A 15980-nucleotide genomic window follows, 5' to 3' on the forward strand; every position below is an offset into this window, starting at 1 on the left:
GAATTTTTGTCACAGTTCATTCATTTTTTTTGTCGCTTGAGGATCGGACAGGTTCAGCATTGCACGTGTGAGAATGATCGTTTTCAAGTCTTGCAACGATATTTTTAAATCTTTCATCTATTTATGAGATTGTTTGAAAAATGCTCAGTCTTCAAGTGAGAACGCGCAAAGAAATGTGAAGATAAGTAATGACTTAATCTTATCTAAAATAAAAAATGGGGGGTTTAACACTCAGTAAAAATTTAAATTGAAGAAATAAAAAAACCCTCTACGAGAGAGGGCTTTTACTTCATTGGTTTAAACAGGATTAAGCTTCAATGGCCTGAACTGCAATTTTTTTGGCAGGATCCACTTTACGACGCACTGCTGGTACAGGTTCGCCGTAGTATTGGCGGTCGGCAAAGTAGCTTGAACGAACCATTGGTGCTGCCCAGATATTACGGAAGCCCAGTTTTTGGCCATGTTCGGTATAACGCTCGAATTCTTCAGGTGTTACAAAGCGGTCAATCGCTGCATGTTCTTTTGAAGGCTGCAAATACTGACCAATCGTCACATAATCTACGCCATGCGCATGCAGATCATCAAGCAGGGCCAGCACTTCTTCTTCAGTTTCACCAATACCGACCATCAGACCACATTTGGTTGGTACGTCCGGGCAGTATTCTTTAAACATTTTCAGCAGGTTTAAAGAGTGCTGATAGTCAGAACCTGGACGCATGGCTTTATATAAACGCGGTACAGTTTCGATATTGTGGTTAAACACATCTGGTGGGCATTCAGTCATGATGCGCAGCGCGATATCCATACGACCACGGAAATCTGGCACCAGAATTTCCAGCAGGGTATTCGGGCTTAGAGCACGCGCTTCTTTAATACAATCTACAAAATGCTGTGCACCGCCATCCAGTAAATCATCACGGTCTACCGAAGTGATCACTGCATATTTCAAACCCAGATTGGCAATAGTTTCTGCCATATGACGCGGTTCATCTGCATCGAGTGCATTTGGACGGCCATGAGCCACATCACAGAACGGACAACGACGGGTACAGATATCGCCCATAATCATGAAAGTCGCAGTACCGCCACCAAAACATTCAGGCAGGTTTGGACAGGCGGCTTCTTCGCACACCGTATGTAATTTTTGCTGACGTAGTGTGGTTTTAATACGTTGAACTTCTTCAGGTGCCGCCATTTTCACCCGGATCCAGTCCGGCTTACGTGGCGTTTCAACCGTAGGAACAACTTTTACAGGAATGCGGGCAACTTTTTCCGCACCGCGAAGTTTGACGCCCTGTTCAGGTTTACGGTTTTCAGACATATTCAACTTTTCCACTGTTTTTGAAGGGGGAGATACTCAAAGATAGCGCAGTTATTATAACGGACTTCGTTCTAAATAGGGCAAAAAGGGGTATTCATTTAAAAAATGTTCTTATCAAGCAATATATGTGAGTTAAATACACCAAATCAACAGGATTTACGTCATAATAAGAGTGTAGATTAAAGTGAATTTTTTAATTTTGAGGAGCGTTGAATGCCACGTAAAAAAGAGGTCGTTAGTGGGACTTTCGTTAAATATGATGCGGTAGTTCTAGGTTCGGGCCCTGCGGGCGAAGGCGCGGCAATGAAACTTGCCAAATCTGGTAAGCGTGTTGCAATCGTTGAGATGCGTGAACAGCTGGGTGGTAACTGTACCCATGTCGGTACGATTCCAAGTAAAGCATTGCGTCAAACAGTATCCAGTATTATCCGTTATCAACGTGATCCACTGTTTCAAAAAGTTGGGGACTGGAAGCAGTTCACCATGAAGCAAGTGTTGCGTCATGCACATAAAGTTATTCAACAACAAGTAGATACACATTCACGTTTCTACGACCGCAATAAAATTGATATTTATCATGGTCGTGCTTACATTCAGGATCAAAATACCATTTTTGTATTTAACCCAGATGGCATTAAAGAAACGCTGATGTTTAAGCAACTGGTCATTGCCAGCGGCTCGCGTCCATATCGTCCAGACATTCTTGATTTTAATCATCCGCGTGTATTTGATTCAGACAAAATTCTGGATCTGGACTATTCCATCCAGAAAATCATTATTTATGGCGCAGGTGTAATCGGTTGTGAATATGCCTCGATCTTTATTGGTCTGGGACATAAAGTTGACCTGATCAACACCCAGCACAAACTTTTAAGCTATCTGGATGATGAAATCTCTGATGCACTGTCTTATCACTTGCGTGAACAGGGTGTATTGATTCGTCATAATGAACAGATCGACTTTTTAGAAACATTTGATGACCATGTGGTGATGCACACGCAAAGCGGCAAGAAAATCAAAGCTGATGCAATTTTGTGGTGTAATGGCCGTTCAGGCAATACTGATGGTCTAGGTCTTGAAAATGTTGGCCTGAAACCGAACAGCCGTGGTCAATTGACTGTGAATGATCAATATCAGACTGAAGTTGAAAATATCTATGCTGCCGGTGATGTGATCGGCTGGCCTTCGCTAGCCTCTGCTGCCTATGACCAAGGTCGTTGCGCGGGTGCCAACATGAGCGGCGAGAAAGACGTTGCACCGGTGACTGATATTCCAACCGGGATTTATACCATTCCTGAGATTTCTTCGATTGGTAAGACTGAACAGCAGCTGACTGAAGAAAAGATTCCGTATGAAGTCGGTCAGGCATCATTCCGTCATTTGGCACGTGCACAGATTACCGGTGATACCATGGGCGAATTAAAGATTCTGTTCCATCGCGAAACGCTAGAAGTTTTGGGTGTACATTGCTTCGGTAATAATGCCTCTGAAATTATCCATATTGGTCAGGCGGTCATGAACAGCCCGAATAATACGATCAAGTACTTTGTAGAAACCACGTTTAACTATCCGACCATGGCGGAAGCGTATCGTGTAGCGACACTGAATGGTATGAACCGTTTATTCTAAGTGAGATATTTGACTTAGACAGAAAAACCGCAAGTCTTCACTTGCGGTTTTTTTATTGGAATTGATTAAGTCAGTCAAGTTGATCAAATTGAATTTTTAAGCAGCCATTTTTCGGCATTCTTCAGCACAGCGGCGGCATGCTTCGGCACATTGCTGACAATGTTCATGTTGGTGCTTGCCACATTCTTCTGCACAGTAGTCACATGCTTTGGCGCAAAGTTCACATATCTCATGCATGAATGGAGACTGCTTTTGTTCCATACGGGCACACAGCTGACAGATATCTGCACAATCCAGACAGCGCTGGATACATTCCCGCATCATGTCTAAATCTTCTTCTTTAAGACAGGCACTGGCACAGTTAGCGCATGCCAGGGAACAGTTCATACAGGTTTGAACACAATCTGAAAATTGAAGCTGATTCATTGTCGTTTCCTCTTTCCATAGGTTTATTGCTGATTTTCTAATACGCTAAGCAGAAAAAGGAAAATACACTAGGCAGATTAGGTGAGGAAAAGTAAACAGACGCTTTGTTTTGTTACGGAATTTACTCTCTACATTTATATTCAGAGTTAGATATTTTTATTATTTGAGAAAATAAAAAAACCATTGAGCCGTTCAAAGTCTCAATGGTGGAAGAGCGACATGATAAATCGTAATTATTGAAGGTTTGAGCTACCTTTCTCATTATTCTCGTTTTTCTTATTAAAATGGACGGCTACCCGCCAGACTGATACGTTTCAATAAACGGCGCTGATCAGCCGGAAAAGGACGACGGGAGTGCAGAGTCACCTGATTGTCCCAGAACACAATATCGCCCACTTCCCAATGATGTTCATAAGCGAATTCAGGTTTTGAAATACGCTCACGTAATTTTGGCGATCAGTTCACTGCCAGCCTGATCATCATAATTAACCAGCTCGACCTCGGTATGCGTGTTTAGCCAAAGTGCTTTACGGCCGGATTCAGGATGAGTTCGCACCAGTGGATGCGGATAGGCATGACTTAATATGGGCTGATCTTTAAAACGGTACAGCGGGCTGTTGCCATAGTCTTGATCATCAGCCTGATCTTTAGTTTTTTGACGGCGCACGAAAGGGTTGTAAGTAATCAGTTGCAGCTGATCAATCTCTGCCTTGGTTTCTTTATCAAGTGCATCATAGGCTTTAATGGTATTGATCCAGCTGGTCTGCCCGCCGTCCTGAGGTAGTTCAATTGCATACAGAAGAGAACCAAAAGAAGGTAATGGTGTCCATTGATGATCGGCATGTGGAGTCAGTTCACCATGCCCAGTATAGTCTCCCTGACCGACGGCATTGGACACCGGAACGACATCGGGTGGAACACCGCTATCAGACTGCGCAGCCAGTACCGGCGTATCTGCACTTGGGCGGAAAATGGAACCGAAATAAGTTGAAAACGCCAGATACTGTAAATCATCCAGACTTTGCTGCTTAAAGATCAAAATCAGATGCTCGGCCAGCGCCTGTTTTAATTTCAGAATAGTTTCGGATGACTGGGCTTTACGGGCATCCAGACCATAGACCACTGCGCCTAAGGCCTGACCGATTTGCGGTACAATCTTGATTTCATCCGGATGTTGCAATTGATCTGGCTGATGCCAGCGTGGGGCATCATGAATGGCTTGTGAAAGTTGGGTTAAGCTGGTCATTATCAAGTCTCAGAATTTTCTTGTTGATGAGAATCTAAGAAAATTCCAGACTGAAATAAAATCAAAAGAAGTGATAAGTTTATGAATAATCTTATATTTTTACTATTCATTTGATTTTAAAACATTTAACTTATTCTGCGATGGATTGCGCATTTTCTGCTGAGGATATTTCAGCAGTTTAGTGTGCGCAAAAAGCCTGATTAAAATATTTAAACAGCTGAGGTGTTTGAAACCACAGTCCAATCGACAAAGTGAGTAAAAGTAGGATTGCCACAGCAATCGAGAGTTTGAGTTTCAGCAGAGAATTAGTCATGGACGATTTGCTCCTCATTGACCCAGAAATGCACCAGTACGCCAAAAATGCTGAGGACAATGGATAGCATCCACACCGCATTATAATTGCCGCTTAAATCATGGTTGACTCCACCGAGCCAGCCACCGAAAAACGAGCCAACCTGATGGGTAAAGAACACGATGCCACTGAGCATGGTCAGATATTTCACCCCGAACATATTCGCTACAATGCCATTGGTCAGCGGAACGGTCGATAACCAGAGTAATCCCATAATGACACCAAAGCTATAGACTGTCCATGTGCTGAGAGGCAGTATGAGAAAGGCAATAATCGCAATTCCACGCAAGGCATATAATCCCATTAGCAGATGCGGTTTGGAATATTTGCCACCGAGCCAGCCGGCGGTATAGGTACCTAGCACATTAAACAGACCCACTAAGGCTAAGAAAATCGTACCGGTTGTGGCATTAAAACCATGATCAATCAGATAGCCCGGAAGGTGGATGCCAATAAAAACGACCTGAAAACCACAAACAAAAAAGCCCATGGCCAGAAACCAAAAGGGTTTATGATTTTTCACCACCACCAGAATCTGTTTAAAACTGAGTGAGACTTTAGTGGGGGTAGCGGCCGCGTTGGGATTAACATACATCGGTGCTTTCAGCATCCAGGCCAGTGGTACAATCAGGGCAATCAAAATGGCACTGACCACCAATGCTCCTGACCAACCGACATTCTGTAACAGCAACAGGGTCGAAGGCAGCATGATAAACTGGCCAAAAGATCCGGCCGCACTGGCAATACCCATCGCCAGACTGCGTTTTTCTGGTGGTGCAGCACGTCCTACAGCAGACAGTAAAACCGGAAAAGATGTTGCAGACAGGGCGAGACCTAAAATCAGGCCCACACTCAGATTTAACAGCAGTCCAGTAGAACTGACCGCCATGAGTAGCAAGCCCACGGCATAGAGTGCCCCACCTAAGGCAACGACAATCTTGCTGCCATATTTATCTGCGAAGGCTCCAGTAATGGGTTGTACTGCTCCCCAGATCAGGTTTTACATGGCAATCGCCAAGCTAAAAACATTATGTCCCCAACCAAATTCATCACTCATCGGCACCAGATAAAGACCAAATGCATGACGTACGCCCAATGACAATGCCAGAATGATAGCGGAGCCAATCAGCATAAAAATAAGCGCTTTGGAAAATGGAATATCGGACATAGGGCAGGCAGGCAGATAAAGTCAGCGCTTATAGTATTCGATTCAGGTAAAGGAGGCGATAAAATAAAAATTGATCGAAAGATAAATTTTTTTTATCAATATTTTAAGCCTAAAAAAACGGCCGAAGCCGTTTTTCTGAAACCTGATATTGAACTTAGAAACGCATGCCAATACCGGCATAGGCCAGAATCGGATTAATCTCAATATCTGCCTTGGAACGAATCAGTTCACCCAACGTACTATCAGTGACGGTAATGGTTGTATCATTTTTCAGATGTGCGTAGGAGACTGAGCCGACCGCAAACCAGGTATCATTAAAGTCATAACTGAAGCCAACCGTAGCGACAGGGGCAAAGACATCTGAGGCTTCAAGTTTTACTTTAGGATCGGCTTCACTTAGCTTACCTTCAAGGGAAGCACCAGCATTGCCTTGTTTAATATTGGCAATCATATGTCCAGCAGCAATCAGGTCCTGCTCGGTACGCGAGTTGATTTCCAGTTCATTAAAATAGGCATACATCACACCTAAGCCGACATAAGGACGAAATTTATTCACTCCGGTTTTACCAAAGTGATACTGGAATTCAACGGCAGGTGTCCAGGCACGGGCCGAGGCAGCAGGGCCATAGGCTTCCAAGTCTGTAATCAGAAGATCATTGGCCAATTCAAGGTTGCCTAAGGCACCCCCCAGGGGGGTTGCGATGGCCGAAAATGGGGCATAGATTTTACCACTGCCTTGTAAATCCACTTTGGGTGGAATACCAGCTTTCACTTCAAAGGAAATATGATCAGTAAAATAGTAATTGGTCATGATGCCTAAAGTCGTGACATCATCGGCTTCCAGACCAGTCCCTGGATTATTCCATTGTTCTAAACCTTGAATGGTGGCTTGCCCACTGAGGGGAGCCGAGATTTCGGGTAGGTTTAAAGCTAAATCGAGTAAAGGCGGGATTTTATAACCTTCACGAATATTGTCGCGTACAGTACTTGACTTGACTGCCCCGACATCACTTACTTCACCATTTTTGACCGCAGTATTGACTGCAAAAACTTGGGCCTTACCTTGTGGCATCACATGTAGTGCACCCACAGACACAGAAAAGCGTTTAAAGCCATCTCCATCCTGTAGACTAAAATAAGGCGAATCTGCGTGGGCGACCATAGGTAAAGTGGCAAGGCCTGCCATACATGCCAGCATTGTTTTCATTGATTTGGAACTCCATGTCCAGTGTATTTATTCGTTTTTCTAGTTCACTAATTATGTGAACTTCATTAAAAAATTCAGTTATAGAACAATAGATCAAAGGTTAACCATCGGTTAAGATTGGTAGCTTTTGTGTGTTTTTTGTATGCAAGGTTTGAGCTGTTAACAAAGAAACATCTGTAAAATAAGTCTTTTAAAATGTAGACAGTTAGTTTAAGTAGAGAAAAATCTGGTTTTTATCTCAGTAGAATTTCGATTTTTTAAGTCCTCAATATAGGTTTTTGTTCCTGAATGAGGCCGATTTTTGCAGCAAGTCGTTTAGGAATGAATTGATTTTTGCTTTCCGTGCTTGAGCTCCAAATAGTACTAACAGAATTTATCCAAGATCCTGCTACCCAGTTGCCTGAGTTTTTTTGTACAATAGGCGCATATATTATTGAGTGAATCATATGAGCACCCAAACGCCTCCCAAAAAAAAGCCTCTGGTTAATTTACCTTTCCCGATCAAACAAGCGGAGCAAAATGCTGCGGAAGAAGTTCTGGAAGATTTAAGACCAAGACCGCAGCGTTATGCTGACCGTACCTGGATGCCGCCACGCGGTACGCGTCGTTCAATGGGTAAACGTTAATTGGTCGAACTCAAAAAGCTATGATGAGTCATGGCTTTTTTTGTGTAAATTTTTAGATATTCAGCAATTAATATTTCATCTATTTCCTTATTTCTCGAGCAGATAAAACCCTGGTCAGATTTTTCTCATTTCTCATTTCTCATTTCTCATTTCTCATTTCTCATTTCTCATTTCTCATGTGCATGATCTTGATCGAATACATGCAACATCTCAAAAAGCTCATCGCTAAGCAGAATAAAATAATTAGTTGATCTATTGACCTTGCACATCTTATGCCCATAAAAAAAAGCCAATTCAGAAATTGGCTTTTAGAGAGATAAGTTATTAGCGAATGCTTTTACGTGCTTTATTTTCCGGTTTTGGTGGGGCAATTTCTCGCTGTTCTTGCCAGACATCAATAAAGTCTTTTTCATTAATATTATACAGCTCAAGTAGCGCTAAAATTACACCCCCAAACAGCATGGCACCTTCCGAATGACTCTGAAAATCGACCAGTTTGGTATTTAGATTATGCAGGATATCTTCAATTTCGAAGATCCGTTCCCGCCCATTGCTGTCGGTCGGATAGATCTGGGTATTTAAAATAATCCTCGCCAGACTTTTTTCATTTTCGGTCAATGGCAATTCTTCAATCAGCTCATCAGTCGCAGGATTTAAAATGACTGAATCGCGAAAAATCGTATGTAGGAAATTTGCGCTTAATTTGGGTAGAGGCTTTTCCACAAAAGGGCGAAAAGATTGCGGGAAAATGACATTGCGTGAAATGCCTTTAAACATCGGTGCAATTTCTTCGACTTTATAACCTGCGATCCCGCATCCTAAAGACGTAATAAAATATTTATTTTTAGAATGGTTTTTGGTGTAAATCTTGAAGTCATCGATATAGTGCTGGATTTGTGACAGCGGCATTTGCTGCAAATGCTCGTTCATGGTTGGAATGGCATAGCTTTGACCCGACCAGCCACGACCGACGCCCATGACTGCACCAAAATGCTCAAGCGCTGTTCTTGCTGCACCTGCACCATGCTGTCCCGCCAGATTGCTGCCAAAAACAAACACAGTATTTTCCGGAAGGGATTTAACAATACTTTCATCGTGATAGTGGTAAGTCATAATTGTCTATTCGAGGCCATCCTGATCTTCATGTTGCCTTTGATCGGGGTTGGGGTCAAGTAAAAAGCAGGGATGGCCTGAATGTTGAAAGACTGACTAAATATGAGAATTCTCAACATATTTCTCGACTGTCATCATCTGTTGGATTTCGGTATTTTGGCTATGGAATCTGCTCCGGCAAGTCTGAAATCTGCTAAAATTCCTGATCCGCATTCGAGTTGAGACATGTAGCTGTGACTGATAAGCAACCCTTTGAATTAGTAACCAGTTATCAACCCGCAGGTGATCAGCCACAGGCCATTGAAAAGCTGGTCAAGGGTATTGAACAGGGCTTTCATGATCAGCTTTTACTGGGCGTTACCGGGTCGGGTAAGACTTATACCATGGCCAATGTGATTGCACAGACCCAGCGTCCGACCATTGTCATGGCACATAACAAAACGCTGGCTGCACAGCTTTATGGCGAATTTAAAGCATTTTTTCCGAATAACGCCGTCGAGTATTTTGTCAGTTATTATGATTATTATCAGCCGGAAGCTTATGTGCCATCTTCAGATACTTTTATCGAGAAAGATGCCGCAATTAATGACCATATTGACCAGATGCGTCTTTCCGCGACACGATCATTATTAGAACGTCGTGATGCAATTATTGTCGCATCAGTTTCTGCAATTTATGGTTTGGGTGATCCGAATGCCTACATGAGCATGTTGCTGCATGTGGTGGAAGGCGACTGCATTGGTCGTGATGATATTATCCGCCGTCTGGTCGAAATGCAGTATTCGCGCAACGAACTGGAATTCCTGCGCGGTACTTATCGTATTCGTGGCGAAATTATTGATATTTTTCCGGCTGAATCCGATCAGGATGCGATCCGGATTGAACTGTTTGATGATGAAGTTGACTCTATTCGCTGGTTTGATCCGCTGACCGGGAAAATGGTTCGTAAAGTACCTCGCGTGACCATTTATCCTAAAAGCCATTATGTTACGCCGAAAGACAATTTGTCCCGCGCCATCGAAACTATTCGGGAAGAACTTAAAGAGCGCCTGGTGTTCTTCCGGGAAAATGACAAACTGCTGGAAGCCCAGCGCATCGAGCAGCGCACACGCTATGATCTGGAAATGATGCAGCAACTGGGTTATACCAACGGCATTGAAAACTATTCACGGCATTTGTCGGGCCGTCCTGCAGGTGAAGCACCACCGACCTTGTTCGATTATATTCCTGATGATGCCTTGCTGATTATTGATGAATCGCATGTGACGGTGCCGCAGATTGGCGCCATGTATAAGGGTGACCGTTCGCGTAAGGAAAATCTGGTCAATTACGGATTCCGTTTGCCGAGCGCGCTGGATAACCGGCCGATGAAATTTGAGGAATGGGAACGTATTGTGCCGACGACTGTTTATGTCAGCGCAACGCCCGCACGTTACGAGCTGGAAAAATCCCAGCAGATTGTCGAGCAGGTGGTACGTCCGACCGGTCTGATCGATCCTGAAATTGAAATTCGTCCAGTTCTGACTCAGGTCGATGATGTGCTTTCAGAAATTAATTTGCGTAAAGATATTAATGAGCGAGTGCTGGTTACGACCTTGACCAAGCGCATGGCCGAAGACTTAACCTCTTATTTGAAAGAATACGGGATTAAGGTCGCTTATTTACACTCGGATATCGATACGGTTGAGCGGGTCAAAATCATTCATGAACTGCGTACTGGAGTGCATGATGTACTGGTCGGGATTAACCTGCTGCGTGAAGGGCTGGATATGCCGGAAGTGTCACTGGTCGCCATTCTGGACGCGGATAAAGAAGGTTTCCTGCGTTCCGAGCGCTCTCTCATTCAGACCATTGGCCGCGCTGCACGTAACCTGAAAGGTAAGGCGATTCTGTATGCAGACCGAATCACTGATTCGATGCAGAAAGCCATTGATGAGACGGACCGTCGTCGTGCCAAGCAGATTCAATTTAATGAAGAACATGGCATTACCCCGCGGAGTGCAGTGCGTCAGGTGATCAAGGAAATTGATACTGGTGAAGTATTGGATGATGAATCCATTGAATTGAAAGCCTCGGATCAGGCACGTGCGATCAGTGCAGATGAGCGGCATATCATGGCAGATCCGAAAATGTTTGCGAAACACATTAACAAGCTTGAAAAAGAAATGTTGAAAGCGTCAAAAGAGCTGCAGTTTGAGCAGGCTGCGCGTATGCGTGATGAAATTGTACGTTTAAAAGCCCAGATGTTTGATTGATTTTTGTTGCATTAAATCTTATTTAAATGACGTAAAATCAATCACAAACCAAACATAATGTAACAAATTAAGGGCTTTGATAAAGCTATTGTATGAACAGAATTTTTTTAAATAAATATTTTGTGAACATGCAATAGGTATCTTTATGACAACTCAAAAATCTTCACGTACTGGATTAAAGCTGGCAAAAATTGCGGTGGGTAGCGCGGTTCTTCTCGGTTTGGGCGCCGCTACCATGGCTTATGCGAAAGACCAGCCATTACCGACCATTGAGAAAGTTGAACTGGACCGTTATTTGGGGACATGGTACGAAGTAGCACGCAAACCTCTGTATTTTCAAAATAAGTGTGATCGTGATGTTACAGCGACTTATACTTTAAATGAAAATGGCAATATCGTGGTGGATAACCGCTGCATTAAAAAAGATGGTGGACAAACCCAGTCATTGGGCGAGGCATTTGTGCAAAATCCACCGCAGAATACCAAGCTAAAAGTCAGTTTCTTACCAGACTTTATTCGCTGGATTCCGGTCGCTCGTGGCGATTATTGGGTCTTAAAACTGGATGAAAATTATCAAACTGTTCTGGTCGGTGAGCCAAAACGTAAATATATGTGGATACTCTCACGTGATCCGCAATTGGATAAAAATGTGGTGAATGAATATTTACAATATGCACAGTCTGTCGGTTATGACCTGAGTGATGTGATTCATACCAAACAAACGCAAAGATAGAAATATCTTCTTAATCGAAACCATGCTTAGGCATGGTTTTTTATTTTTATGAGCAAAAATATATTTCAAAGTAGGGTAGTGATTTCACTTTAAATAGATGAAGCATCAAGCTTTCTAGTGTACTAATCGTTATAATGCCGGCGAATGAAAGTAGAGTTTGACTATGTATAAAGGCATTGCGTTATCTGTATTGGCCTCGGTGGTTTTCGGGGTGCTCTATGTATTTACGCCTTTCTTACAGCCTTTAGATAGTGAACAGACCTTTGCCTGGCGTATGCTGGCCACGATTCCGTTTTTAACTGCCTTTATGTGGTGGTCGGGTGATCTGCAACATATCAGCAGTATCTTTAAGCGGGTTTTACAGCAACCTGCGTTTTTGATCTGGTTGCTGATCAGCTCTTTGTTATGTACCACACAGTTATGGCTGTTCTTGTGGGGCCCTATTAATGGCCGTGGCCTAGAAGTCTCACTCGGTTATTTTTTGTTGCCTCTGGTGATGGTGCTGGTCGGCTGTATGCTCTATAAAGAGAAATTATCATCATTCCAGATGGTGGCTGTCACTTTGGCTGTATTGGGTGTAGGGCATGAGATCTGGCGAATTGGTTCAATTGCATGGGAAACGGTCTATGTGGCTTTGGCCTATCCTTTGTATTTCTTCATGCGGCGTAAATTTGCTACGGATCATCTGGGGGGCTTCTGGTGGGATCTATGTCTGATTTTACCCGCTGCATTTTATCTGGGTTTTATTTATAGCGACTCGATGCAGCTCATGTTAAATCATTCTCATTTGATCTGGGCAGTATTGGTACTGGGTTTTTTGAGCGCACTGGGACTCGGTAGCTATATTCTCGCCAGCCGATATTTACCCTTTGTTATTTTTGGGTTGTTGAGTTATCTGGAACCTGTGCTGTTGGCCTTTGCCTCGATGGCTTTGGGGGAGCGTGTGGAAGCTGGCGAGTGGCTGACTTATATTCCAATTTGGCTCGCCGTATTGGTGCTGGTGATTGAAGGGATTCTGCATCTATTTAAGCAGCGTAAACAGCAATTAGCGCTTAAGAAAAATCTGGCAAACTATCAGGATCGACTAGACTCTTAAAATTAAAAAGAGATCGAATGAATAAACAACATTTAACAAATTTCTGCTCCGTACGGGAAAACGCATGCTTTTAAAATTTTTGAATGCAAAATCATTTAGCTAATTGCAACTATTTCCCAGATTTATAGTGAATATACGTTAAAAACCACTCGTCTCGGTGAGCTTTTGATTCAAAGTTGCCTCCAATTCCATTACAATTATGGGGTTTTGAAATTTATGCCTAGATTTACAATTAATTAGAGGACGTATCTGTGAGCAAAGACACTATCGTTGCCCTACATGCAGAGCACCAAGGTCGCTGGAAAAACCGTGAAGAACTTGCGGAACGCATGATTGCCCTTGTTGGTCAGTTATATCGTGAAAAAAATATTGTAGCTACAGTTTATGGTCGCTCTTTAATTAACCGTTCTGTGATTCAGATCTTGAAAGCACACCGCCGTACTCGCGTACTCGATGTTGAACTTTCGGTTGTAAATACATTCCCAATTCTTGAAGCATTGGCGAAAGTTGAGAACATCGGTTCTGCTGAAGTTGATCTAGGTAAACTTGCTGTTGAATTTAAAGAAAAAGGCGGCGACATCGATGCATTTGTTGCAGACGCTGTTAAATCGATCGAAGGCAATGCTGCTGCTGTAGAACATAAAGATGTGGTTCTTTATGGTTTCGGTCGTATCGGTCGTATCCTGGCACGTTTGATGATTGGTCAATCAGGTCTGGGTCGTGGTCTTAGCCTGAAAGCAATCGTGGTTCGTAAATCATCGGATGGTGATTTGGAAAAACGTGCTTCTTTACTTCGTCGTGACTCTATTCATGGTCCATTTGCAGGCACAATTTCTGTAGATGAAGAAAACGAAGCAATCATTGCCAACGGTAACTTCATCAAAGTGATTTATGCATCGAATCCTTCTGAAGTAGATTACACTGCATACGGTATCAACAATGCACTTGTGATCGACAATACAGGTAAATGGCGTGATGCTGAAGGTCTTGCTCAACACCTTAAATGTCCGGGCGCTGCTCGTGTGATTCTAACTGCACCTGGTAAAGGTGACATGAAGAACGTGGTTTACGGTGTAAACCAGGCGGACATCCTTGATGAAGATACCATCATCTCTGCTGCAAGCTGTACGACTAACGCAATTACACCTACACTGAAAGTATTGCATGATAAATACACAGTGTTGAATGGTCATGTTGAAACAGTTCACTCGTTCACAAACGACCAGAACTTGATCGACAACTACCATAAAGCTGACCGTCGTGGCCGTGCTGCAACATTGAATATGGTCATTACTGAAACTGGTGCAGCGAAAGCAGTAGCGAAAGCGCTTCCAGCTCTTCAAGGTAAATTGACAGGTAACTCTGTACGTGTACCTACACCAAACGTATCGCTTGCAATTCTTAACCTGACTTTAGGTCAAGACGTTGATCGTGATGAAGTGAACGAATACATTCGTCAGATTTCAATCGGTTCTAGCCTGCAAGGTCAAATCGGTTATACCAACTCGACTGAAGTAGTATCTTCTGACTTTATTGGTTCACGCACTGCAGGTGTATTTGACGCGCAAGCAACGATCACTTCAGGCAACCGTTTAACTGCTTATGTTTGGTACGATAACGAAGTGGGTTATAGCTGCCAGGTATTGCGTATTGCTGAACAAATGGGCGGCGTAAGCTATCCAAAAGTTCCTGCTGAAACTAATGCATAATTAGTATTTAGCTAAAAAAAGAGCCTCAATTGAGGCTCTTTTTTTATGATTTTTTTATTTAAAGTGAACTTTCTTAATCTAATAAGAATCAACAAATTTACTTGCTGGCGAAATATGAATTTGATAACTTACAAAGAGTAAGTATATTAAAATGAGTAAGTAATAAAAATATGGTGAGAATAGTATGACAAATTATGCAATCAGCCCGTTACTGGGGCAGGTTTTATCAACTGAATGTCCATCACGTGAGATATTGGAACACCTTGCCAATAAATGGTCGGTCTTGGTTTTGCGTTGCTTAAGTGAAGGGGTGCATCGTTTTAGTGAACTGAAACAACGCATTGAAGGGGTAAGTGAAAAAATGCTCTCCCAGACTTTAAAAATGCTAGAGCAAGATGGTTTTATTCTCAGAACAGTTTATCCGGTGGTGCCGCCAAAAGTGGAATATCAATTGACCATTACTGGTTCACAAGCGGCTGAAAAAATCATGTATTTAATTGGTTGGATTGAAAAAAGTCTGCCAGATATTTTAGAGCATAAACAAAGTGTTATTAAATAGTTTTCATTAAATGTCAGGAATGCAGTGTTTATGAAAATACAAAATTTGGACTTATCTTGGTTTATATAAAATACTGATTTTAAAAGGTGTCTGCATCAGAATATTTTCTTGTAAATACGATTTTTGAAAATTTACTCTTCTATAAATTATTTCGCAGATTCAAATCTCAAGTGCGACACATTTGTAGTTAGTTGAAAAAGTTAGGTGTATTCGTAGAATCATTGGACTTTTTCAACTCGCAATTGGAAAGCACACAATGAAGAAATACACCCAACTTTCTCAAGATGAAAGATACGAAATTTATGCTACTTTGAAAAGTAAAAGTTCAATCGCTAGCCTTGCTCGGGAGTTAGGGCGTTCACGATCAACCATCTACCGTGAATTAAAAAGAAATACTGGGCAACGTGGATATAGAGCTCAACAGGCAGCGAAATTTGCAAGTCAAAGACGGTACCGTCCTTCATCACCCATGACAGCATTTGCCTTCGCTTATATTGATTACTTGATTGGCTTGGACTGGTCACCAGAACAAATTTTAGG

The 15980-nt window shown here is 42.6% G+C and carries 13 protein-coding genes and 2 pseudogenes; 8 read left to right on the top strand and 7 right to left on the bottom strand.

The features are described 5' to 3' along the window. Window positions 1-307: 307 nt before the first annotated feature. Window positions 308-1321: a lipoyl synthase gene (gene lipA, locus ACNPNW_RS11150; RefSeq protein WP_005246834.1), complete on the bottom strand. Its 1014-nt coding sequence runs from the start codon at window positions 1319-1321 to the stop codon at window positions 308-310. Window positions 1322-1534: 213 nt separating this feature from the next. Between lipA and sthA the strand changes: the two genes are divergently transcribed. Beyond that, entirely contained in the window at window positions 1535-2950 is a 1416-nt protein-coding gene (gene sthA, locus ACNPNW_RS11155) for a Si-specific NAD(P)(+) transhydrogenase (protein ID WP_004646501.1), read from the top strand. 96 nt (window positions 2951-3046) lie between these two features. On the opposite strand, the gene ACNPNW_RS11160 is transcribed toward sthA, so the two are convergent. From ACNPNW_RS11160 to ACNPNW_RS11180, 5 genes and pseudogenes are all read right to left on the bottom strand, one after another. Next, entirely contained in the window at window positions 3047-3376 is a 330-nt protein-coding gene (locus ACNPNW_RS11160) for a four-helix bundle copper-binding protein (RefSeq protein WP_195724927.1), read from the bottom strand. A 279-nt stretch (window positions 3377-3655) separates the two neighbouring features. Further along, window positions 3656-4622: pseudogene (locus ACNPNW_RS11165) on the bottom strand (TauD/TfdA dioxygenase family protein). Window positions 4623-4800: 178 nt separating this feature from the next. After that, complete coding sequence (locus ACNPNW_RS11170; RefSeq protein ID WP_423089744.1) at window positions 4801-4935, bottom strand: hypothetical protein; 135 nt, start codon at window positions 4933-4935, stop codon at window positions 4801-4803. After that, window positions 4928-6142: pseudogene (locus ACNPNW_RS11175) on the bottom strand (MFS transporter). Before ACNPNW_RS11175 ends, ACNPNW_RS11170 begins: the two are co-directional and overlap by 8 nt. A gap of 154 nt (window positions 6143-6296) precedes the next feature. Then, window positions 6297-7349, bottom strand: a complete 1053-nt coding sequence (locus tag ACNPNW_RS11180) for an OmpW/AlkL family protein (protein ID WP_423089743.1) — start codon at window positions 7347-7349, stop codon at window positions 6297-6299. Window positions 7350-7795: 446 nt separating this feature from the next. On the opposite strand from ACNPNW_RS11180, the gene ACNPNW_RS11185 reads away from it, so the two are divergent. After that, a complete protein-coding gene (locus ACNPNW_RS11185; RefSeq protein ID WP_004646507.1) occupies window positions 7796-7975 on the top strand; it encodes a hypothetical protein in 180 nt (59 codons plus the stop codon). Between the two features lie 324 nt (window positions 7976-8299). Here ACNPNW_RS11185 and ACNPNW_RS11190 read toward each other — a convergent pair whose 3' ends face one another. Further along, window positions 8300-9088, bottom strand: coding sequence for an A1S_2505 family phage non-structural protein (locus tag ACNPNW_RS11190; protein WP_423089742.1), 789 nt, complete (start codon window positions 9086-9088; stop codon window positions 8300-8302). 233 nt (window positions 9089-9321) lie between these two features. On the opposite strand from ACNPNW_RS11190, the gene uvrB reads away from it, so the two are divergent. The 6 genes from uvrB to ACNPNW_RS11220 all read left to right on the top strand — a co-directional run. After that, the gene (gene uvrB / locus ACNPNW_RS11195; protein ID WP_423089741.1) at window positions 9322-11343 is read left to right on the top strand and encodes an excinuclease ABC subunit UvrB; all 2022 of its coding nucleotides are present in this window, start codon (window positions 9322-9324) and stop codon (window positions 11341-11343) included. A gap of 145 nt (window positions 11344-11488) precedes the next feature. Continuing rightward, window positions 11489-12076: a lipocalin family protein gene (locus ACNPNW_RS11200; protein ID WP_005246827.1), complete on the top strand. Its 588-nt coding sequence runs from the start codon at window positions 11489-11491 to the stop codon at window positions 12074-12076. A gap of 163 nt (window positions 12077-12239) precedes the next feature. Next, window positions 12240-13172, top strand: a complete 933-nt coding sequence (rarD, locus tag ACNPNW_RS11205; RefSeq protein WP_180000026.1) for an EamA family transporter RarD — start codon at window positions 12240-12242, stop codon at window positions 13170-13172. Window positions 13173-13423: 251 nt separating this feature from the next. Then, complete coding sequence (locus ACNPNW_RS11210) at window positions 13424-14881, top strand: glyceraldehyde-3-phosphate dehydrogenase (RefSeq protein WP_423089740.1); 1458 nt, start codon at window positions 13424-13426, stop codon at window positions 14879-14881. Between the two features lie 184 nt (window positions 14882-15065). Next, the gene (locus ACNPNW_RS11215; protein ID WP_071851909.1) at window positions 15066-15440 is read left to right on the top strand and encodes a winged helix-turn-helix transcriptional regulator; all 375 of its coding nucleotides are present in this window, start codon (window positions 15066-15068) and stop codon (window positions 15438-15440) included. 256 nt (window positions 15441-15696) lie between these two features. Further along, the coding region (locus tag ACNPNW_RS11220) for a helix-turn-helix domain-containing protein (protein WP_448766646.1) at window positions 15697-15980 on the top strand (284 nt) is incomplete at its 3' end.

This window comes from Acinetobacter endophylla (assembly GCF_053543775.1).